This window comes from Nocardia sp. CA-119907, from assembly GCF_050955995.1.
GTDB lineage: Bacteria > Actinomycetota > Actinomycetes > Mycobacteriales > Mycobacteriaceae > Nocardia.
On the sequence record NZ_CP192091.1, the window covers coordinates 6,866,266 to 6,886,626 of the forward strand.

Annotated in this window: 18 protein-coding genes, 1 tRNA gene and 1 pseudogene; 6 read left to right on the top strand and 14 right to left on the bottom strand. The window is 65.1% G+C overall.

All coding sequences use genetic code 11. The annotated features are described in order from the left end of the window. Nucleotides 1–331 precede the first annotated feature (331 nt). Nucleotides 332–643, top strand: a complete 312-nt coding sequence (locus ACQP2D_RS30635; RefSeq protein WP_433679400.1) for a DUF6191 domain-containing protein — start codon at nt 332–334, stop codon at nt 641–643. A gap of 60 nt (nt 644–703) precedes the next feature. Here the strand turns inward: ACQP2D_RS30635 and polA are convergent, their stop codons facing one another. Continuing rightward, the gene (polA, locus tag ACQP2D_RS30640) at nt 704–3,451 is read right to left on the bottom strand and encodes a DNA polymerase I (RefSeq protein WP_433679401.1); all 2,748 of its coding nucleotides are present in this window, start codon (nt 3,449–3,451) and stop codon (nt 704–706) included. Nucleotides 3,452–3,572: 121 nt separating this feature from the next. Here polA and ACQP2D_RS30645 point away from each other — a divergent pair, with 121 nt between their 5' ends. Next, nucleotides 3,573–3,998, top strand: a complete 426-nt coding sequence (locus ACQP2D_RS30645; protein WP_433679402.1) for a nuclear transport factor 2 family protein — start codon at nt 3,573–3,575, stop codon at nt 3,996–3,998. Between the two features lie 24 nt (nt 3,999–4,022). On the opposite strand, the gene ACQP2D_RS30650 is transcribed toward ACQP2D_RS30645, so the two are convergent. The 8 genes and pseudogenes from ACQP2D_RS30650 to ACQP2D_RS30685 form a co-directional block, all read right to left on the bottom strand. Continuing rightward, nucleotides 4,023–5,036: a neutral zinc metallopeptidase gene (locus tag ACQP2D_RS30650; protein WP_433679403.1), complete on the bottom strand. Its 1,014-nt coding sequence runs from the start codon at nt 5,034–5,036 to the stop codon at nt 4,023–4,025. A gap of 83 nt (nt 5,037–5,119) precedes the next feature. Continuing rightward, nucleotides 5,120–6,796: a DUF885 domain-containing protein gene (locus ACQP2D_RS30655; RefSeq protein WP_433679404.1), complete on the bottom strand. Its 1,677-nt coding sequence runs from the start codon at nt 6,794–6,796 to the stop codon at nt 5,120–5,122. Nucleotides 6,797–6,850: 54 nt separating this feature from the next. After that, nucleotides 6,851–7,546 (bottom strand): ABC transporter ATP-binding protein, encoded by a 696-nt coding sequence (locus ACQP2D_RS30660; RefSeq protein WP_364391948.1) that lies wholly within the window; start codon nt 7,544–7,546, stop codon nt 6,851–6,853. Between the two features lie 135 nt (nt 7,547–7,681). After that, nucleotides 7,682–8,632: pseudogene (locus ACQP2D_RS30665) on the bottom strand (ABC transporter ATP-binding protein); the annotation flags it as partial. After that, complete coding sequence (locus tag ACQP2D_RS30670) at nt 8,629–10,068, bottom strand: branched-chain amino acid ABC transporter permease (RefSeq protein WP_433679405.1); 1,440 nt, start codon at nt 10,066–10,068, stop codon at nt 8,629–8,631. The pseudogene ACQP2D_RS30665 and the gene ACQP2D_RS30670, both read right to left, overlap by 4 nt. Next, a complete protein-coding gene (locus ACQP2D_RS30675) occupies nt 10,065–11,102 on the bottom strand; it encodes a branched-chain amino acid ABC transporter permease (protein ID WP_433679406.1) in 1,038 nt (345 codons plus the stop codon). Before ACQP2D_RS30675 ends, ACQP2D_RS30670 begins: the two co-directional genes overlap by 4 nt. A 92-nt stretch (nt 11,103–11,194) precedes the next feature. After that, entirely contained in the window at nt 11,195–12,409 is a 1,215-nt protein-coding gene (locus tag ACQP2D_RS30680; protein WP_433679407.1) for a branched-chain amino acid ABC transporter substrate-binding protein, read from the bottom strand. A 231-nt stretch (nt 12,410–12,640) separates the two neighbouring features. Then, on the bottom strand, nt 12,641–13,258 hold the full coding sequence (locus ACQP2D_RS30685) for an ANTAR domain-containing response regulator (protein WP_354957663.1): 618 nt from the start codon (nt 13,256–13,258) through the stop codon (nt 12,641–12,643). Between the two features lie 220 nt (nt 13,259–13,478). Between ACQP2D_RS30685 and ACQP2D_RS30690 the strand changes: the two genes are divergently transcribed. The 4 genes from ACQP2D_RS30690 to ACQP2D_RS30705 all read left to right on the top strand — a co-directional run bounded on the left by ACQP2D_RS30690 (nt 13,479) and on the right by ACQP2D_RS30705 (nt 15,652). Next, a tRNA-Leu gene (locus ACQP2D_RS30690) sits at nt 13,479–13,565 on the top strand. Between the two features lie 155 nt (nt 13,566–13,720). Next, nucleotides 13,721–14,233, top strand: coding sequence for a monooxygenase family protein (locus ACQP2D_RS30695; RefSeq protein ID WP_433679408.1), 513 nt, complete (start codon nt 13,721–13,723; stop codon nt 14,231–14,233). A gap of 254 nt (nt 14,234–14,487) precedes the next feature. After that, on the top strand, nt 14,488–15,108 hold the full coding sequence (locus ACQP2D_RS30700; RefSeq protein ID WP_433679409.1) for a low molecular weight phosphatase family protein: 621 nt from the start codon (nt 14,488–14,490) through the stop codon (nt 15,106–15,108). 118 nt (nt 15,109–15,226) lie between these two features. Next, a complete protein-coding gene (locus ACQP2D_RS30705) occupies nt 15,227–15,652 on the top strand; it encodes a hypothetical protein (RefSeq protein WP_433679410.1) in 426 nt (141 codons plus the stop codon). A gap of 113 nt (nt 15,653–15,765) precedes the next feature. On the opposite strand, the gene ACQP2D_RS30710 is transcribed toward ACQP2D_RS30705, so the two are convergent. The 5 genes from ACQP2D_RS30710 to ACQP2D_RS30730 all read right to left on the bottom strand — a co-directional run bounded on the left by ACQP2D_RS30710 (nt 15,766) and on the right by ACQP2D_RS30730 (nt 20,351). After that, nucleotides 15,766–16,674, bottom strand: a complete 909-nt coding sequence (locus tag ACQP2D_RS30710; protein ID WP_433679411.1) for an acyl-CoA thioesterase — start codon at nt 16,672–16,674, stop codon at nt 15,766–15,768. 2 nt (nt 16,675–16,676) lie between these two features. Beyond that, the gene (gene pyk / locus ACQP2D_RS30715; protein ID WP_433679412.1) at nt 16,677–18,095 is read right to left on the bottom strand and encodes a pyruvate kinase; all 1,419 of its coding nucleotides are present in this window, start codon (nt 18,093–18,095) and stop codon (nt 16,677–16,679) included. Between the two features lie 106 nt (nt 18,096–18,201). Further along, nucleotides 18,202–18,870: an amino acid ABC transporter permease gene (locus tag ACQP2D_RS30720; RefSeq protein ID WP_433679413.1), complete on the bottom strand. Its 669-nt coding sequence runs from the start codon at nt 18,868–18,870 to the stop codon at nt 18,202–18,204. Nucleotides 18,871–18,876: 6 nt separating this feature from the next. Beyond that, on the bottom strand, nt 18,877–19,632 hold the full coding sequence (locus ACQP2D_RS30725) for a transporter substrate-binding domain-containing protein (RefSeq protein ID WP_433679414.1): 756 nt from the start codon (nt 19,630–19,632) through the stop codon (nt 18,877–18,879). A gap of 203 nt (nt 19,633–19,835) precedes the next feature. After that, nucleotides 19,836–20,351 (bottom strand): TM2 domain-containing protein, encoded by a 516-nt coding sequence (locus ACQP2D_RS30730; RefSeq protein WP_433679415.1) that lies wholly within the window; start codon nt 20,349–20,351, stop codon nt 19,836–19,838. Between the last annotated feature and the right edge of the window lie 10 nt (nt 20,352–20,361).

The following is a 20,361-nucleotide window of genomic DNA, read 5'->3' on the forward strand; positions in this document are numbered from 1 at the left end:
AGAGGGGACCAGCAGTAAGTAATCAGTAGCCCGCAGCGAGGGGGCCGGTCCGAATCAGACCCCGCTACGGCGGGTTACTACGAGAAGTCGCCGGGCTGCCACCATCGCGGTAAGCGGAATTAGCACGACGCTGTCGCGGTCTGCGACATTCAGCGCTGCGCTGTGGCGGTCGGCGGGATTCGGCACGCGGACCAGAATATGTCCATATTGACGCAATAGCAACCACATTTGGTACCCCATCGTGCCTACTCGCCAGTATCGTTCGCGCAGCTCAGAGGCATCGTCGGACGGAAGAATGGCAGTCCGCCGCAGCGAAGGTACCTTCGGTCACATGGGTGCCCTTGTCGCCATGACCATCCCGGGCTTGGCAATCCTGCTGATCGGCCTCGCCTTCGTCGAGGTGCTGTGGAATCGGCTCACCGGAAGCCGGATCCTGCCGTGGTTCCGCCACCGCAAGCACACGCCGGTCGCCGCGACCGGATTCGAGCAAGTGACAGCGGTCTTCCAGGGCTCCAAGCACTACGAGTTCGAGCAGCGGCAGACGACACTGATGCACAAAGAGGACAAGTCCGATGGTGCGCCGCCGCGCGACCAGATCGACCTCGGTGCGGGCTCGGCGAAGCTGGTGCGACGGGAGCGATGACCGTTCGATGGTGAAACGGGTGCGGCACACCCGCATGCCCGGTGTGCCGCACAACCGCACTCAGTGGGCGGCGGCGTCCCAGCTGCGGCCGGTACCGACGGACACGTCCAATGGGACCGACAGCGTGATCGCCGAGGACATCTGTTCGCGGGCCAGTGCCTCCAGGGTATCCTTCTCCCCCTCGGCGACCTCGAAGACCAACTCGTCGTGGATCTGCAGCAGCATCCGCGAGCGCAGGCCCGCCTCCCGAATCGCTTTGTGCACGTTGATCATCGCCACCTTGATGATGTCGGCGGCGGTGCCCTGGATGGGCGCGTTGAGGGCCATGCGTTCGGCGGCCTCACGGCGCTGGCGGTTGCTGGAATCCAGATCGGGCAGGTAGCGGCGGCGGCCGAAGAGGGTTTCGGTGTAGCCGACCTTGCGGGCCTGTTCGACGACCTCGTAGAGGTAGTCGCGGATGCCGCCGAAGCGGTCGAAGTAGACGTCCATCTGCTCCTTGGCCTCCTGCGTGCTGATCTTCAGCTGGGTGGACAGGCCGTAGGAGCTCAGACCATAGGCCAGACCGTAGGACATCGCCTTGATGCGCCGGCGCATCTCGGGATTGACCTCGGACAGCGGAATGTCGAACGCCTTGGACGCGACAAAGGTGTGCAGATCCTCACCGGAATTGAACGCCTCGATCAGGCCCTCGTCGCCGGAGAGGTGGGCCATGATGCGCATTTCGATCTGGCTGTAGTCCGCGGTCATCAGCGACTGGTAGCCGGAGCCGACGACGAAGGTGTCGCGGATCTGGCGGCCGGTGTCGGTGCGGATCGGGATGTTCTGCAGATTCGGCTCGGTCGAGGACAGTCGTCCCGTCGCGGCGATGGTCTGGTTGAAGGTGGTGTGGATGCGACCGTCGTCGGCGATGGATTTGAGCAGACCGTCGACAGTGACCTTGAGCCGGGTGGCATCGCGGTGTTCGAGCAGATGCCGCAGGAATGGATGCTCGGTCTTCTCGAACAGCGATTCCAGCGCGTCGGCGTCGGTGGTGTAGCCGGTCTTGGTGCGCTTGGTCTTCGGCATATCGAGCTCGTCGAAGAGCACCACCTGCAGTTGCTTGGGCGAGCCGAGGTTGATCTGCTTGCCGATCACCCCATAGGCGGCGTTGGCCGCATCGCTGACCTTATCGGCGAATTGCCGCTGCAAAGTCTCGAGCTGGTCGATATCGACCGCGATACCCGCATTCTCGAGTTCGGCGAGGACACCGAGCAGTGGCAGTTCCATATCGTCGAGCAGCGCGCTGGATTCGATCTGGCGCAGTTCGCCGTCGAGCGCGTCGGCGAGGTCGAGCACCGCCCTGGCGCGCAGCATTTCGGTCTGCGCCGCCTCGGCGTCGACGGTGTCGGCATCGTCGAGCAGGGACAGCTGCGGGGTTTCATCGGTCTCGGCGCGCAGCTCGCGGTGCAGGTAGCGCAGTGACAGATCGTCGAGATTGAAGCTGCGCTGGCCCGGGCGGACCAGGTAGGCGGCCAGCGCGGTATCGCTGGTGAGGCCGGCCAGGGTCCAGCCGCGTCCGCGCAGCGCGTGCATCGCGGCCTTGGCCTCGTGCAGCGCCTTCGGCACGGCGGCATCGGCGAGCCAACTGCCGAGCGCGGCTTCGTCTTCCGGCGTCAGCACGGCGACATCGATATAGCCACTTTCACCGTCCGCGGCGGCGATGGCGAGCGCGCGCGCGTCACCATTGCCCGGCGTACTGCTGCCGACGACCGAAATGCCATGGCGGACACCGGCTTTCGCATGCTCGACCAGCCAGGCGGCGACCGCGCCGACTTCGAGCGCGCCGCCGCTGATCTCGAAGCCGGATTCGGCCTCGGGCTCCGGCGGGGCGAGGGTTTCGAAGAGCCGGTCGCGCAGTACCCGGAACTCCAGATCGTCGAAGAGCTGGTGGATCTTATTGCGATCCCACGGCTGCTGGGCCAGTTGTTCGGGGGTGTAGGGCAGCGGGACGTCGCGGACCATCTCGGTGAGCTGGCGGTTGAGCACCACGCTGCTGAGATTGGCGCGCAGTGCGTCGCCGACCTTGCCCTTCACCTCGTCCACCTTGTCGACGAGGGTGGCGAGATCGCCGTATTCGCGAATCCACTTGGCGGCGGTCTTCTCTCCGACGCCCGGAATGCCGGGCAGGTTATCGCTGGGGTCGCCGCGCAGGGCCGCGTAGTCCGGGTACTGAGCCGGGGTGAGCTGATATTTGGCCATCACCTCATCGGGAGTGAACCGGGTGAGATCGGAGACGCCCTTGCGCGGGTAGAGCAGGGTCACCTCATCGCTGACCAGCTGGATGGCATCGCGGTCACCGGAGACGATCAAGACACGGAACCCCTCGGTCACGGCCTGGGTCGCGATGGTGGCGATCAGATCGTCGGCCTCGAAGCCGTCGATCGCCATCACCGGGATGCCCATGGCCCCGAGCACATCCTTGGTGAGTTCGACCTGACCGCGGAACTCATCGGGCGTGGCATTGCGCCCCGCCTTGTACTCCGGATACGCCTCGGTACGAAAAGTCTTGCGACTGACATCGAAAGCCGCCGCGATATGCGTCGGCTTCTCGTCCCGCAACAGGTTGATCAGCATGGCGGTGAATCCGTACACCGCATTCGTGGTCTGCCCGGTGACCGTCTTGAAGTTCTCCGCGGGCAATGCGAAGAATGCGCGATAGGCAACCGAATGCCCATCCAACAGCAACAACGTCGGCTGCTCACCGACTGGCACGGCTGTACCCGTCGCCTTTGGGGCACTGGAACGCTGATCAGTAGTCGCGGGGGTCACGTGCAAGAGTCTAGGGAGCCCCACCGACAATCCACAGCCGCGGCACCCCCAAGATATGCGAGTCCACCGAGCCGTCCGATTTCCGCCAGAAGAGCTCGCGCCCGGCGGCCATGATTTGCCGGTGACCACAACCCTTGCCGCACTGCGGCAGTTCTTCGCCGCCGAAGCCGCCTACATCACCGAGGGCGCGAACTTCGCTGCCATGGCCGCCTGCCTGGATCCCGATGTCGTCATGTACCAGGCCGAGCACCTGCCCTATGGCGGCGAATGGCACGGCCCCGATGGCATCGAGAAATTCATGGCGGCCATGAGCCGGACCTGGGGCTCGTTGGAATTCATCGAGCAGCGGTTCGTGGTCGACGGCGAGACGGTGGTCATCTACAACCGCGGCCGACTGCTGGCCCGCGCCACCGGCCGGACACTGGAGACCTCGGTCATGCAGCTGATGACCTTCCGAGACGGCCTGATCACCGAGATCCGGCCGTTCTATCTGGATACCGCGGCCGTGCTCGAGGTACTGACCGAGGATCGCCACGTAGCGCAGTAGCTTCTCCGCCGCTCGGCAGCGCGGCTATTCGACGTGGGCCGGGGAGCTGTACCAGGTGTTGCACTCCCAGGTGTCGCCCTTGTCGGAGCCCCATTTCCACCAGCCCCACACGTTTTCCTCGGTGCCCTGCATGCGCGGATTGCCGGTCTCGCCGGTGCTGCGGACGGTATGGGATGCCTCGTTCCAGGTTTGTTCGTCGATATCGGCGCGGCCGAAGTTGGTGCCGAGGAACATGCCGGAGAAGCAGCGCGCCTGCAGTTCCATGCGACGGCTCTGTTCCTGGCCCGCGGAGCTGTCCTTGCCGAGGGTCGAACGCTTTTCGGTGTAGGCCTGCATGACGCCGATCAGGTTCTGCACGTGGTGTCCGTATTCGGTGCTGAGTACGGCCAATTGGGCGCCGCGGCGGGAGCCGCTGGCCAGCGGGCGCATCGCGTCGTACGGCAGCACCAGCGTTTCGTCGAGGGCGCAGTAGAAGGTCGTCGGGCCATTGCGCAGCCGCTGCACACACTGACTGGTGACCTCACGGGACTCCGTGGGGGCGAGTAGCCGCGGCGGATGGAACGGCAGTCCGGCGCCGCGCAGTGTCGGTTCCCAGGATGCGTCGAGGCAGGCGATCGCGGCCCGATAGAACGCCCGTGCCGCCTCCGGATCGTCGCGCCAGGCGGGCAATTTGCAATCGACCCTGCCGAGGCCCGCATGCTGTGCGAAGAGCGGATGGTCGGCCAGCGCCTGCACCGGGCGGTTCGACACCACCGGCATCCCGGCCGGTGCCACCCCGGCCAAGGGCGCGGCGGCGACCGGCGGCGCAGCGTTCCCGACCGGATTCGCCGACTCGGGCAGTGCACCGGCGAATCCCGGCATCGTCGAATTGTCGGAGATCACCCGCGCCGTACGCATTCCACGAGCATCGGCGGACTGTCCGTTCACCACGAACAGCGTCACCGCCGCGAGCGCGCCGACCACGCCGAACGCCACCCAGGCGAGCACCAGCCGCCGACCGCGCAACAGACCGGGCCGAGAGCTGAACGTGCTGTTCATGATTCCCCTGTGAAGCTCGATCACCGCACATTCATTGGAACCCCGCCCGACCCCACCCGCAACTCGGAGATGGGGTCAGCGGGTCACAGTGTGGCCACAAGTTCACGCAGCACCGGCAGGCTCACCGACCCGGCGCCGAGCACCACATCGTGGAATGCCTTGATATCGAAGGCTGCACCGAGCCGCTCCGCGGCCCGGCGGCGCTGACCGCGAATCTCGAGCTGGCCGACCTTGTACGCGACGGCCTGCCCCGGAATGGCGATGTACCGGTCGACCTCGACCTCGATCTCGGCCAGCCCGACCGGCGCGTTGGCGACCATGAAGTCGATGGCCTGCTGACGGCTCCAGCCTTTGGCGTGGATGCCGGTGTCGACGACGAGTCGGCACGAGCGCCACGAGTCCGCCGCGAGCATCCCGACGCGATCCAAATCGTCGGCGTACAAGCCCATTTCGTCGGCCAGGCGTTCGGTGTAGAGCGCCCAGCCTTCGACGAAAGCGGTATTGGCGAAGGACTGGCGTTGGAAGCGCGGCAGGTGATCCAGCTCATTGGCGATGGTGAGCTGCAGGTGATGTCCCGGAATCGCCTCGTGGTAGGCCACCGCGGCCGTCTCGTAGCGGCTGCGACCGGTGGGTTCGTGCTGGTTGACGAAGTAGGTGCCGGGCCGGGAGCCGTCCGCCGCGGGCGGAAAGTAGTACGCCGCGGGCGCATCCGCGGCCAGGAAGTCCGGCACCGCGACGATATCGCAGGTTTCCTTGGGCAGGCGGCCGAACCAGTTGCCCATCTCCGCGACCGCCGCACCGAGCGCGCGCCGCGCATCGGCCATGATCTCCTCGCCACTGACGTAACGCAGTTCCGGATCCTGGCGCAGCCGGGTGAAGATCTCGGTGGTATCGGTGGTGGCGAACAGCCGGGCGCCCACGGCGGCGTATTCCTCACGCAGCGCCGCCAATTCGGATAAGCCGAGCTCGTGGATCTCCTCCGCACCGAGGTCGGGCAGGGTGGTGTGGCGGCGCAACTGCCGCCGGTAGATATCCTCGCCGTCGGCGCCGAGCCAGCACAGGCCGCATTTGTCGTCGGGACGGGCGGCCGGACGCAGTTCGTCGGCCAGTACATCCCGACAGTGTTGGAAGGCAGGGCGAATCACATCGCGGGCGACCTCGGTGAGTTCGGCGCGCCAGGCCGCCTCCCAGTCCCAATCCGCCGGTCCGGCGAAAGTGGTGAACGGATCGGTGGCGAGATCGGAGGCGAGGTAGCCGTCGAGCTGGTTGAGTGCGCGCTCGATGGTGATGCGCGCGGGTGCGCGGCCCGCGGCCAGGCCGTTGCGGAACTGCTGGACCGCCTGGTCGAACAGCGCGCCGAATTGGCGATACCGCTGCACCAGGGCGAGTGCGTTTTCCGGCTGCGGCGCCTTGGTCTGGGTGGCCATCATCAGCATTCCGGCGTGTACGCCGTCCATCTGGTCCGAGGCCAACTCGGTCGGCCGCCACGCCAAATTGTCGATGGCCGTATCCAATTCGGTGCGCAGCAGACTGCGGGTGACCCGGTCGTCACCGCTCAGCTCTTCGGCATCGAGACCGACGACCTGATCGCGCAGCTCGCGCAACGTCGCCAGCAGCCGCTGCTCGGCCTCGGGCGACAGGTCCTCGATGCGGTCATCGAAGCGGTGGTCGCCGAGCAGGGTAGCCGTGCTCGGCGCGGCCGCCAGCACGCTGTCCCAGTATCGGTCGGCCAGATTCGTGAGTTCGTCGTGCCCGTCCATGCTCGCCATCATGCCTCGAGGCGCCCATGGACGGGCCCGACTTGTCGCCGACTCTTATCCCACGCCCAGGTAGGCCGACTTCACCGCGGGATCGGTGAGCAGATCCCCGCCGATTCCGCTCTTGGTGACCTCACCGGTCTCCAGAATGTAGGCGCGATCGCTACGGGTCAGCGCCTGCTGGGCGTTCTGCTCCACCAGCAGTACCGTGGTGCCCTGCTGGTTGATCTCGCTGATGATCCGGAAGATCTGCTGAATCACCATGGGCGCCAGGCCCATCGACGGCTCATCGAGCAGCAGCAGGCGCGGGCGGGCCATGAGCGAGCGGCCGATGGCCAGCATCTGCTGCTCGCCGCCGGAGAGCGTGCCGCCGACCTGCTTGCGCCGCTCCGACAGCCGCGGGAACAGTTCGAAGACCCATTCCAGCGTTTGACCGTACTCCGCCTTCTGCTTGAAAGCCCGTCCGTAGCAACCCATATCGAGGTTCTCCTGGACCGTCATACCGGGGAAGACACCCCGGCCCTCCGGTGCCTGGATCAACCCGTGGGTGACCCGCTCGTGCGCCTTCATCTGGGTGATATCGCGGCCCTCGAACTTGATCTTGCCGCGGGTGAGCGGCAGCAGGCCCGACAGCGCACGCATGGTGGTGGTCTTGCCCGCACCGTTCGCACCGAGCAGCGTGACCAGTTCACCCTCCGCCACCCGCAGCGAAACCCCGTGCAGCGCTTGGATTCTGCCGTAGTTGACCACCATATCGTCGACCTCGAGCAGCGGCGGTGCCTGGCTGAAGTCACGGGTCGCGGGCGCGACGGGCGCGGCCGGTTCGGCGGCGGGCGGTTCGGGTTCGACCACTTCGGTTGTGGCGGTGACCTTTTCGGCCGCCGTGGCCTCGGTGTCGGGGACGCCGAGATACGCCGCGATCACATCCGGGTTGTCGCGGATCTCCGCGGGCAGCCCATCGGCGATCTTGCGACCGAACTCCAGCACCACGATTCGATCCGTGACACCCATGACCAGGCGCATATCGTGCTCGATCAGCAGCACGGTGAACCCGTCGTCACGGATCTTGCGGATCAGATCCATGAGCGCCGACTTCTCGCTCGGATTGAACCCGGCGGCGGGTTCGTCCAGGCAGAGCAGTTTCGGTTCGGTGGCCAGCGCGCGGGCGATCTCCAGTCGGCGCTGATCGCCATAGGAGAGATTGCGCGCCTTCTCCACCGCACGCGGTGCGATACCGACGAATTCGAGCAGGGCCATGCCGCGCTCGATCGCGTCCTTCTCCTCGCTGCGATGCCGCGGAGTGCGGAAGATGGCACCGGGCACCGAGGTCTTGTGCCTGGCGTCGGTGCCGACCACCACGTTCTCCAGCGCGGTCATCTCGCCGAACAGCCGCACATTCTGGAAGGTGCGGGCGATACCGAGCCGGGTGATCTCGTTGCGCTTGGTCTTCGTCAGCGGTTTGCCGTCGAAATACACCAGACCCGAGGCCGGTTTGTAGACACCGGTAATGGCGTTGAAGCAGGTCGTCTTGCCCGCGCCGTTGGGTCCGATCAGTCCGAGGATTTCGCCGCGGCGGATCTCGAAGCTGACCTTGTCCAATGCGGTCAGACCGCCGAACTGCACCGTGAGCTCATCGGTGCGCAGCAGCGGCGCACCCACCGCGGTTTCGATTTCGCGGTGTGGCGCAACCACATCCGCGACGACCTCGGCATCGGCGAGCACCGGGATCACGGCGGTGACATCGACCTCGCCCGCGCTCTCGACCTCCGGCGGAGCCGCATAGCCGGCCGCCATATCCTCATTGTCGAACAGGGCGTCACCCGCGCCGGGCCCGGTCATTGTCGCGCTCCGATCAATTCACGCTCGGCCGGTTTGCGCACGGCCTGATACACCTGCCTACCGAAGGTGAGCAGCTTCTGCCGCACCGGGAACAGACCCTGTGGCCGCAGAATCATCATGACCACCAAGGTAATTCCGAAGTACATGTACTTGAGGTCACCGAGGGACTGGGCACCGCCGACGCGGAACAGCAATACGCTGCCGAGCAGCAGCGCACCCATGACGCCGGTGACCACCATGCCCGCGATACAGCCGCGCCGCGGCCATGGGCTCATAGCGTCGCTCTTGTACTTCCACACGACGACCAACCCGACGAAGACCAGCACATCGATCGCCAACAGGATGTACCCGGTGGACTCATTGCTCACCAATTTCACCGACTGCAGCCGCGCGGGCAGATAGGCAATGATGAACGCGCCGAAGATGACGCCGAGCTTATTGCCCTGACCACCGATGACGACGGCGCACAGGAACAGCATCGAGTTGATGATGTTGAACCCGGTCGGATTGATGAACTGGACCTGACCGGCGTAGATCGCACCGGACATGCCGCCGACGGCGGCGCCGATCAAAAAGGCCCACAACTTGAACTTGAAGGTCGGCACGCCCATGATCTCGGCGGCGTCCTCGTCCTCGCGGATGGCCACCCAGGCGCGGCCGACCCGGCTGCGTTCCAGATTGCCGACGATCAGCAGCACGATGATCACCAGCACCATGGCGAACCAGTACCACCAGGTGCCATAGCTGGCCCGGTCCAGCAGATTCGCGCTGTCGGCGTTGCCACCGTTACCGCCGGAGAAAATACCCTCCGGCTTGCTGTCGGATTCGCCGACGCGCGGGAAGGCGACACCGGACAGACCAAGGCTGCCGTTGGTGATGTCGGAGAGATTGTCGGCGAGCAGTCGGACGATCTCACCGAAGCCGAGGGTGACGATCGCCAGATAGTCACCGCGCAGCCGCAGCGTCGGGGTGCCGAGGATGATGCCGGAGATGGCCGTCACCGCGACCGCGATCGGCAGACAGGCCATCCAGGCCCAGGTCGGATTCAGCCAGCCGCCATCGGTCTGATTCCACGGACTGTTGGGACTGGTGAGCAGGCCGACGGTATAGGCGCCGATGGCGTAGAAGCCGACGTAGCCGAGGTCGAGCAGGCCCGCCTGTCCGACAACGACATTCAGGCCGATGGCGATCAGCGCGTACATCGCGACCTGCGCCATGACCAGGCCGAAGTTATAGCCGGGCGTATCCAGCAGCGGCGGCGGGAACAGCGGAAGCAGTGCGAGCAGAATGAGGATCGGCACGCCGACGCCCCATTGCGCGGGGCGGCTCAGGCCGTCCCACCAGGTCCGAATCGCATCGCCGACACCATGTCTCGGAGCTGCCGCCTGCGGCGTCTCGGGCGACGACGCATCGGGTGTCTTGGTCAGGTCGGTCATGCGCGGGCCCTCCCGAGGCTCTCACCGAGGATGCCGGTCGGGCGCACCATCAGCACCAGCACCAGCACGACGAAGGCGACGACATCGCGCCATTCCGAGCCGAGCAGCGATTGGCCGTACTGTTCCACCACACCGAGCAGAATGCCGCCGAGCAGCGCGCCGCGCAGATTGCCGATGCCGCCTAGCACCGCGGCGCTGAATGCCTTGATGCCGAGGATGAATCCGCCGGAGTAGATGATGCCCTGCGGAATCTTGATCGCGTACAGCAGCGCGGCCGCACCCGCGAGCACGCCGCCGATGAAGAACGTCAGCATGATGACCCGCTCCCGCGAAACGCCCATCAGCGTCGCGGTATCGGGGTCCTGTGCGACGGCGCGAATACCGCGCCCGAATTTGGTCCGGTTGATCAACACCTCGGTCACGATCGCCAGCGCGATCGCGGCCAGCACGATGAGTACCTTGATGTTGTCGATGTCGGCGCCGAAGAAGCTGAACTGCACGCTCGGCTCGACCAGTTTGATCGGCTGCTGTGCATTGGTGCCGCCGAGTTTGGGATTGATCTTCGGCAGGATGAAGTGCACGAATTCCTGGATCACGAAGGACATGCCGATCGCGGTGATCAGGAAGCTGAGCGGTTTGGCCCCGCGTTTGCGCAACGGCCGATAGGCCACGCGCTCCAATCCGACGGCGGCACCACCGGATACCAGCATGCCGATGATCATCGCGAGCGCGAGATAGGTGACGGTCAGGACGATGCCCTGGGTGTACACGTCGGGATTCGCCACGAAACCGAACAGCATGAGCCCGATCAATTGACCGAACATGCCGAGCATGAATATTTCCGAATGGGCGAAATTGATCAGCCGCAATACACCGTAGACCAAGGTATAGCCCACGGCGACCAAGGCATAGATAGAGCCGTAGGTCACCCCGTCGACGGTCAGTCGCCAGAAGTTATCGATCACCCCGTGGTAGTTGAAGTCGATCGATCCGCTGGCGAGTTGTACAGCGCCAGCCAATGCCGTTGATTTCATTCGTCTTGTGCCCTCACACTTCATTCGCCCACCGGACAGCGGCACGTGCGGGGCTCACGACCCCCGCACGTGCCGCTGTCCAGGTTGTGGGGCTACTTGACCTCGTAGATCCAGATCAGCGCGTTGGACAATTCGCCGGTCGGATTCCACTTGTACTGGCGCGCCAGACCGTTGCCGTCGTAGGACCGCACGTATTCCAGCAGGTCGGGACGGGTGAGCTTACCGCCGTCGATGCCCTTGGCCAGGATCGTGGTCAGGTCGTAGCCCTCGACCGAGTACACACCCGGCTCCGCACCGTTGAGGGCCTTGTAGTCCGCGGTGAACTTGTCCGGCGCCGGACCACACGGGCACGACAGCACCGCGCCCTTGGCCGAGCTACCGGCCTGCGCGACGAACTGCGGGTCATTGGTGCCGTCGGCGGAGACGAAGACCGCCTTGACGCCACCGGACTTCAGCTGCTGGGCCAGGGGCGCGCCCTCGGAGTAGTAGCCGGAGTAGAAGACGGCGTCGGGCGCCGCGCTCGCGATCTTGGTGACCGTGGCGGAGAAGTCCTTATCGCCCTTCTTGATGCTGGCGTTGCAGGACGCGTCGTTCGCGGAGCCGAGGCCCTCGATGATCGACTTGGCCAGACCGGTGCCGTAGTCGGTGTTGTCCTGGATGACGCAGACCTTCTTGTAGCCCGCGGTGTTGACCAGGTACTTGCCGACCGACGGACCCTGCACGCCGTCATTGGCCAGACCGCGGAAGAAGCTGGTCCAGCCGTTCTGGGTCAGCGTCTCGTTGGTGGCCGATGCGGTCACCGAGACCAGGCCGGCCTGGCTGAGCTTCCCGCCGGTCGCCTTGGTCTCACCAGAGAACGCCGGTCCGACCAGACCAATGATCGACTTGTCGTCGGTGATCTGCGGGATGACCTGAGTGGCCTTCTGCGGGTCACCCTCGGTGTCGAACTGCTTGAGTTCGATCTTGCAGCCCGGGTTGGCCTTGTTGTGCTTGTCCAGCGCGAGCTTGACGCCGTCGACAATGTTGATGCCGAGGGCCGCGTCCGGACCGGTCAGCGCGCCCGCCATGGCGATCGAAGTGCCCGCCGGGCAGGTGGCCTTGCCATCACCGGCCGGGTCGACGGCAGCGGAGCTGTCCGACTTGGGCACCTGCTTGCCGTTGGCGTCGATCTGCATGACCGGCTGAATCTTCAGACCACCGGCGCCACCAGCACCGGAGGTGCCGCCCGAGCCGCTGTCGGTCGATTTATCGCTGCACCCCGTCAGCACGAGCGCGGCGGCGGCTCCGATGGCCAATGCACCCCGCATCGAACGACTGCGCCATGTCGAACTAAGCACGTTTCACCTCTACGTCCTGTGCTCCCCCGGGCTCTCTCCGAGGAGGCCGACCACGTCAGCCCGGTCAGAACATAGCGTTGGTACGTTAGCTGCGCATCACATTCGGATCATCCGATTGACATCGTTTCGAATTTTTCATCGCGATCCGGTTTCCGGAAAGTAAAATTTCCGGCCTTCATCGGCCGGGGCGCACAGACCGGCCTACTTCGGTGCCAGATTTTCCAGCACCACCTCGGCTACCGCCTTCATGGTAGTGCGGCGATCCATCGCCGTGCGCTGAATCCACTTGAACGCCTGCGGCTCTGACAGTCCCTGGGTCTGCATGAGCACGCCCTTGGCCCGCTCGACCAGCTTGCGTGTCTCGAGGCGTTCGGCCAGATTGGCGACCTCGCTCTCCAGCGCGGTGATCTCGTGGAAGCGACTGGCCGCCAGTTCGATGGCGGGCACCAGATCCGACTTCGTGAACGGCTTGACCAGATAGGCCATCGCACCGGCGTCGCGCGCCCGCTCGACCAGGTCGCGCTGACTGAACGCGGTCAGAATCACCACCGGCGCAACACGTTTCGACGCGATCTCGGCCGCCGCGTCGATGCCGTCGCGGCGCGGCATCTTGACATCCATGATGACCAGATCCGGCCGGTGCTCCACCGCCAGATCGACCGCCTGCTGGCCGTCGCCCGCCTCACCGACAACCTGATAGCCCTCTTCGGTCAGCATCTCCACCAGATCCATACGGATCAGCGCCTCGTCCTCCGCGACGACGACCCGCTTCGCCCCGGCGTCCCGCTTCGTGCCGGCGCCCCCTGCTGTGTTGCTCATAGGTAGACCCCTCTGGTTCCGATGCCGTGTCCCCGACACGCGAAAAGGTGGCCGTGGTCCACTACCGGTCCATCGACCCACCGTTGCTATCGAGTGCTGTAAAGACTACCTTTCAGTTCCACATACAACCCATATACCCTGCGCAAACGGGGCGACGATCACTCTCGGGCCAGCCCATTCGTGATTTTCGACAGTCACCCGCTATGCTTTTCCACCGTGCGCCGATTTGGCGGAACTGGCAGACGCGACGGTCTCAAAAACCGTTGTCCGAAAGGACGTGTGGGTTCGAGTCCCACAATCGGCACCAACTCGCGAACGACCCATGCTCATCAGGAGCATGGGTCGTTCTCTTCGGCGGCGGTCAGTCGCTAGTCGGGTGTGGTCGTCGAACCGAACGTTCGCCTCGGTCGTTGTTCCTGCATAGGGTTTGCCGGCGGGCACCCTGGTTGCGGAGGTTGCGACATGCGGGTGAACAGGACCACCGTCGACCTGTCCGGGTATCCGGATCTGGTCGTCATCTATCTCGGGATGCGGGTGCGCAAACCGCGCGGGATGCTGCGCTTGCTCGGCCTCGGCCCGAAACTCTATCGGTCCCACCAGGATCGCCCGGACGGGCTCTTATCGCACGAGGACGTGATCTGGTCGCTGTTCCCGCCGCATTGGGGGGCGCGGCAGTATTGGCGGGACCTGGATTCACTGGAACGCTGGACGCGCTCTGCGCCGCACCGGGATTGGTGGCAGAAGTTCCTGCGCGACTCGGGCGGGACCGGGTTCTGGCACGAGGCCTACTTCATGCGCGGCGGCATCGATGCGATGTACGACGATATGACGGGAACCTCGGGGCTGCCGCGATTCGCCCCCGTCGTGGCCTCGCGCGGACGGATGTTCTCGACCCGCGGGCGGGTGAACAATGAAGACGCCAAGGTGGCGCCGGTGGTCACCGAATCCACTTACTACTCCGACGAGTCCGACTGAGTCGGGTCGAATCGGTTCCCAAACGTGGCGATACCGTGATGGTTGAAATCGGTTGTGCCGGGGTAACTTCAGCAGGACGCCCAGACCTCGATTACCGATCGGCCGACTACCGGCAACGCGTATCGAGCGTCTCTCTGAATACCGGGGCGTAATTCGTGTACGGCAATTGACCAGCAGATGAATATGTCCTCGTCGAGGTGTGATTCGATGTCGACGGCCTTCTGGCCGGCGCTCGAGCGGCTTACCGTATCGGCATGCACGTCCTGTTCGTCTGCAACGGCAATGTCTGTCGTTCGGTGATCGCCGAGCGGCTCACCCGCGCCGTAGCGGTCGAATACGATCTGCCCGGGCTCACCGCCGAGAGCGCGGGAACCCGTGCGCTGGTGGGATTTCCGGTGGAACCGCTCGCGGCGCGCGCCATCGAGGGCCTGGGGGCCAACGCCGACAATTTCCGGGCGCGCAAGCTCAAGCCGGAGCTGATCGACCGCGCGGACCTGGTACTCGCCATGACCGAACAGATCCGGGATCAGGCGGCGGGAATGGGCTTCGGCGCGGGGTCACGGACCTTCACGCTGCTGGAGGCGCATCGCATCGCCAAGGTGACCGGGGCGGAGACGATCGCGGATATGCACCAGGCCCGCCACGATCTCGCACTGGTCGGCCGGGAGAACATCGCCGATCCGGTCGGCCTATCGGAAGCCGCGTTCTGCCAAGTGGGTGACCAGATCGCCGAGGCGCTGGTGCCGCTGCTGCTGGCGTTGGCGCCGCACGAGCAGGCCAGGCCGGTCGAAGACGAGCGCGGCGGCCTCGTCGTACAACCCGGGTCGGCGCCCGCACCGCTGGCAGCCTTCCTTGCCGCCCAGCGGATCAGGTGACACGCAGGGCGCAGTGTCCAACTGATACCGAGAGGGATTACACTCCCCCTGCGCGCACGCGCCCGCTTTCACGGATAGCTTCCGCCGTTGATGGTTCGACACACGACAGGAATCAGACATGCCGAAACGAATTTCGGATGTTTCGCTCCATGTTTATGTCACACCGGAAACCCTCGATCGCGTCGTCGCTTCGGTACGCGAGGTGGTGGACGACCACCTCCAGGACCGCGATGTCTTCGCATGGCGCTTCACCCTCCCCGTCGAGTCCGATGCGCCCGAGCACATCCTGCTCGAAACCCAGTGGCGGGTAGATCATCCCGGCCAGGAGCCCGGTACCCGGCACACCTATGAGATCGCTCTCAGCCTGGTCGGCGCCCCGCGCGATCTGACCGCACCGAGCCTAGCCGCGCTGGAAAAGCGACTGATGCTGGAAACCGCAAGCTGCCCAACGGATCTGGAGATCCCACGAACCATCCGGATGCAGCGCCGCGACAGCTTCGATTTCGAAAACGAGCGCGAACGCTTCCGCCTACCCGGGCCTTAACGGCGCGCAGTTGCATTCGGGTCTACGCCACACGTTTGGGGGCGTACCCGATGGGTTACCCATGTGCTCGCGAAATCAGTTGTCACTGGCCGCGATACACATGGGCACCAGACTCATCTGCGGGACGGGAAGTGGCGGATGATGCCTTCCTGCACGGTGGTGGCGAGCAATTCGCCACTGCGCGAGAAGAATCGGCCGGTCGCCAGGCCACGTGAACCGGCGGCCACCGGGGATTCGGTGGCGTAGAGCGCCCAGTCGTCGAAGCGGAACGGGCGGTGGAACCAGATCGAATGGTTGATCGTCGCGGCCACGATGCGGTCCAGGCCCCAGGACAGGCCGTGGGTGGTGATAATCGAATCCAGCACCGTGGTGTCGGACGAATAGCCGAGCGCCGCAACATGAATCAGCGGATCATCGGGCAGCCTGCCGTCGGTGCGCATCCATACGCGGTTGTGGTTGAGCCGCTCCCCCGTGCCCTTCAGGATCCAGGCCGGGTCGTTGGTGTAGCGCATATCGATCGGACGCGGCGCCTTGACGAACATCTCCAGCTTGTCTTCCAGGCCTTCGAAGCTCTCCTCGACGCGCGGCAGCGTCTCCGGATCCGGCACCTCCGGCTGGGCGTGGGCATGCTCGAGCCCCTTGCCCCAATCCTGGAACGCGGCCAGCATGACGAACAGCTCCTGATCGTCCTGGGTTGCGGTGACCGTGCGGTTGGCCAGAGAGCGCCCGTCGCGGTGGCGGTCGACCCGGTATTCGATCGGCTTCTTCACATCGCCACCCCGCACGAAATGTGCGTTGACGGCATGCAGCGGGCGGTCGCCGTCGACCGTCCGCCCCGCCGCCATGATCGCCTGCGAAACCAGCTGACCGCCGAACGTGCGGCTCCAGACCTTCTCCGGATGCTGGCCGACGAAGACATCCTCGTCGACCTGTTCCAGATCGAGCAGTCCGAGCAGCACGTCGAGGTCGGAAACCTCCGCTGCGGCCCCGAGGCCGACAGCGCCGCCTAGCGAAGTGGTCACGGCTAATGGTCCTCCTCACCGATACGGTGCACATGGATCAGATTGGTGGACCCGACAGTACCGGGCGGGGAGCCCGCCACGATTACCACCAGATCACCTTTTTGGTATCGCTCCATGGACAGTAGTGCTACATCCACCTGGTGGATCATCGCATCGGTGCTGTCCACCGTCGGGACGATGAAGGTTTCGGTGCCCCAGGTGAGCGACAGCTGGCTGCGTACCTCGGGAAGGGGGGTAAACGCCAGCAATGGCAGCGGGGTGTGCAAACGGGCCAGGCGGCGAACCGTATCGCCGGACTGGGTGAAGGCGACCAGCGCCTTGGCATTGAGCCGCTCGCCGATATCGCGGGCGGCGTAGGAGATGACACCGCGCTTGGTGCGCGGCACATGGGTCAGCGGTGGTACCCGGGTGGATTCGGTCTCCACGGCGTGCACGATCCGGGCCATGGTGCGCACCGTCTCGATCGGGTACGCGCCGACCGAAGTCTCACCGGAGAGCATCACCGCATCCGCACCGTCGAGCACCGCATTCGCCACATCGGAGGCCTCGGCGCGGGTCGGGCGGGAGTTCTCGATCATCGACTCCAGCATCTGGGTGGCGACGATGACCGGCTTGGCGTTCTCGCGAGCCATCTGGATGGCGCGCTTCTGCACGAGCGGCACCTGCTCGAGCGGCAGCTCGACACCGAGGTCACCGCGGGCCACCATGACCGCGTCGAAGGCGAGCACGATGGCCTCGAGGTTGTCGATGGCCTCGGGCTTCTCCAACTTGCCGATCACCGGGACGCGGCGCCCGACGCGGTCCATCACGTCGTGCACCAGCTCGACATCGGACGGCGAGCGCACGAAGGACAGCGCGATGAAGTCGACGCCGAGCTTGAGCGCGAATTCGAGGTCCTCGATGTCCTTCTCGGACAGCGCGGGCACGGAGACGTCCATGCCGGGCAGCGAGACGCCCTTGTTGTTGCTGACCGGACCGCCCTCGGTCACCCGGCAGACGACGTCGTTGCCCTCGACCCGGATGACCGTGACGCCGACCTTGCCGTCGTCGATGAGCAGGCGGTCGCCCGGCTTGGCGTCCTTGGCCAGCTCCTTGTAGGTAGTGGAGACGCGATCGTGGGTGCCATCGATCTCGTCGACAGTTATGCGGACCTCTTCACCGTTGGCCCATACGGTCCTGCCCTCGATGAAGCGACCCAGCCGGATCTTCGGTCCCTGCAGGTCGGCGAGAATGCCGACCGCCCGGCCGAGATGGTCCGAGGCCTGCCGCACCTTCTTGTAGTTCTCGGCATGGTCGGAGTGTTCGCCATGGCTGAAATTCAGCCGCGCCACATCCATGCCGCTCTCGACGAGTTCCCGAATACGTTCCTCGGTAGCGGTCGCTGGGCCGAGAGTGCACACAATCTTCGTCCGTCGCATCACGGGTAGAGCCTAGTCCCGTGCGGTACCCGGAGCCCGCTGTGGCCTCGGTGAAAGGTAGGTGAAAAATATGTACGAAGCATTAGCGGAAGCTACAAACGGGGTCCGGTCAGCGTGCGACATGGCGGGAAAGCCGGGATTCCAGGCGGGTCTGCCCGAAACCGAGCACCAGACAGATCACCCAGTAGTAGAGCGCCGCGACGCCGTACAGGGCGAAGAAGTCGAAGGTCGGGGCCGCCGCCAGCTGTGCGGTACGCAGCAGTTCGGTCACCAGAATGGTCGAGGCCAGCGAGGTGTCCTTCACCAGTGAAATGAGCGTATTTGAAAGCGGCGGCACCGCGATCCGCGCGGCCTGCGGCAGGATGATCAGCCGCAACTCCTGCGCATACGACATACCGAGTGCCTTGGCCGCTTCCCACTGGCCCTGCGCGACGCTGAGAATGGCGGCGCGCACGACTTCGGCCGCATAGCCGCCGACATTCAGGCTGAACGCGATCACCGCCGCCGGAAACGGATCGATGACGATATCGAACTGCGGCAGCGCATAGAACACGATGAACAGCTGCACCAGCAGTGGCGTGCCGCGAATGATCGAGATGTAGAACCTTGCGGGCGCCGAGACGAACCACAGCTGTGACATCCGCGCCAAGGCCACGAACAATGCGATGACCAGACCGATGACGAAGCTGATCGCGGTCAGCGGAATGGTCTTATTGATCGTGGCCTGCAGCATCGGCCACAGGTTGTGCCAGATCAGTTCCCTGGTCGCGGGATCCACGGACGGCTATTTGCTGACGTCGGTGCCGAAGTACTTCTCGGCGATCTTGGTCAGGGTGCCGTCGGCGCGCAATTGATCCAGCGCGGTGTTCACCTGGCCGATCAGCGCGTCGTCCTTGCGGGCGGCGAAGGCCTGATGGCTCACCTCGCCGGCCTTGGCGGCGATCTTGACGCTGGTGTCGCCGTTCTTCTTGATGTAGTCGAGAGCGACGAGGCTGTCGTTGACGGTAGCGTCCACCCGGCCGGTCTTCAGCAACTGCACGGCCTGCACGAAGCCTTCCACCGCTTCGACCTTGGCGCCCGCCCCCTGGGCGACCTTGGCCCAGTTGCTGGTCGCCGACTGCGCGGTGGTCTTGCCGTTGAGGTCGGTGAGCGCGTTGACACCGGTGCTGTCCGCACGGGTGAGGATCACGCCCTCGGAGGTCGTGTAGGACTGCGAAAGGGCGTACTTGGCCTTGCGCTCGTCGGTGATCGAGACCTGGTTGGCGACCAGATCGAAGCGCTTGGACTCGAGGCCGGCGAAGATCGCGTCCCACGGCGTCTGCACGAACTCGATCTTCTTGCCGATCTTGTCGCCGACCGCCTGGATCACCTCGATGTCGTAGCCGGTGAGCTTGCCGTCCGAGCCCTGGTAGCTGAAGGGCGAGTAGGTGCCTTCGGTACCGACCTTCAGCACGTTCGGATCGCTGCTGCTGCCGCAGGCGGTGAGCCCGGTAGCGGCGATGATGGCTAGCACGGCGGCGGCGAACAGCTTGCGGCGCACGGATGTCCCTCTCTTCGGTGTGCGGACCGGTACCGCATCCACACACGACACAAAAACCCGGCTCAGGCTACGCCAGGTGGCTGCCGATCGACAGTATTGCGATCATCGTGCGCCGAATCCACCTACCGCGTCCCGAAATTCGACGGGCCCCGTCGCATCGTCATCCGATGCGACGGGGCCCGTCGGTCAGCAGTTCGCGGCGATCAGTCGCGCAGTGGCCGTCCGAGGCTGTCGGGCACCTTGCCGGTCAGCATCATGATGCCGTCGATCAGCGGCCAGATACCGCCGAAACCACAGGTCAGCCAGGTGACCGCGATCTGCGCGATGGCGATGCCGGTGTGGCCGGTGTAGAAACGGCCGATACCGAAGCCGCCCAGGAAGATCTGCAGCAGGCCCGCGGTCAGCTTCTGCTTATCCGAGAACGGGACACCGAACGGGTCACGACCATAGGGTGCTTCCGGATCGTTCGGGTTGTAGCCGCCCGGGTAGGGTGCGGCAGGGTAACCGCCCGGCTGCTGGCCATAGGGGTCGGGCTGACCGTACTGCGGCTGCTGGCCGTATTGGGGCTGCTGGCCGTACTGCGGCTGCTGGTTGTACGGATCCGACGGGTACTGCGGCTGGCCCGGCACCTCGGGCTGCTTGTTCAGGTCCGGCCCCGTCCCGGGCGGACCGTACTGCGGGCCGCCGAAGCCTGGCTGGTTCTGGTAGGGGTCGGTCACTAATGTCCTC

Coding starts and splice junctions, on each gene's coding strand:
- ACQP2D_RS30705 (WP_433679410.1), top strand. CDS start 15,227: ATGCCGAAACGAATTTCGGATGTTTCGCTCCATGTTTATGTCACACCG.
- ACQP2D_RS30675 (WP_433679406.1), bottom strand. CDS start 11,102: ATGAAATCAACGGCATTGGCTGGCGCTGTACAACTCGCCAGCGGATCG.
- ACQP2D_RS30670 (WP_433679405.1), bottom strand. CDS start 10,068: ATGACCGACCTGACCAAGACACCCGATGCGTCGTCGCCCGAGACGCCG.
- ACQP2D_RS30700 (WP_433679409.1), top strand. CDS start 14,488: ATGCACGTCCTGTTCGTCTGCAACGGCAATGTCTGTCGTTCGGTGATC.
- ACQP2D_RS30655 (WP_433679404.1), bottom strand. CDS start 6,796: ATGGACGGGCACGACGAACTCACGAATCTGGCCGACCGATACTGGGAC.
- ACQP2D_RS30685 (WP_354957663.1), bottom strand. CDS start 13,258: ATGAGCAACACAGCAGGGGGCGCCGGCACGAAGCGGGACGCCGGGGCG.
- ACQP2D_RS30635 (WP_433679400.1), top strand. CDS start 332: ATGGGTGCCCTTGTCGCCATGACCATCCCGGGCTTGGCAATCCTGCTG.
- ACQP2D_RS30695 (WP_433679408.1), top strand. CDS start 13,721: ATGCGGGTGAACAGGACCACCGTCGACCTGTCCGGGTATCCGGATCTG.
- ACQP2D_RS30650 (WP_433679403.1), bottom strand. CDS start 5,036: ATGAACAGCACGTTCAGCTCTCGGCCCGGTCTGTTGCGCGGTCGGCGG.
- ACQP2D_RS30680 (WP_433679407.1), bottom strand. CDS start 12,409: ATGCGGGGTGCATTGGCCATCGGAGCCGCCGCCGCGCTCGTGCTGACG.
- ACQP2D_RS30660 (WP_364391948.1), bottom strand. CDS start 7,546: ATGGTGGTCAACTACGGCAGAATCCAAGCGCTGCACGGGGTTTCGCTG.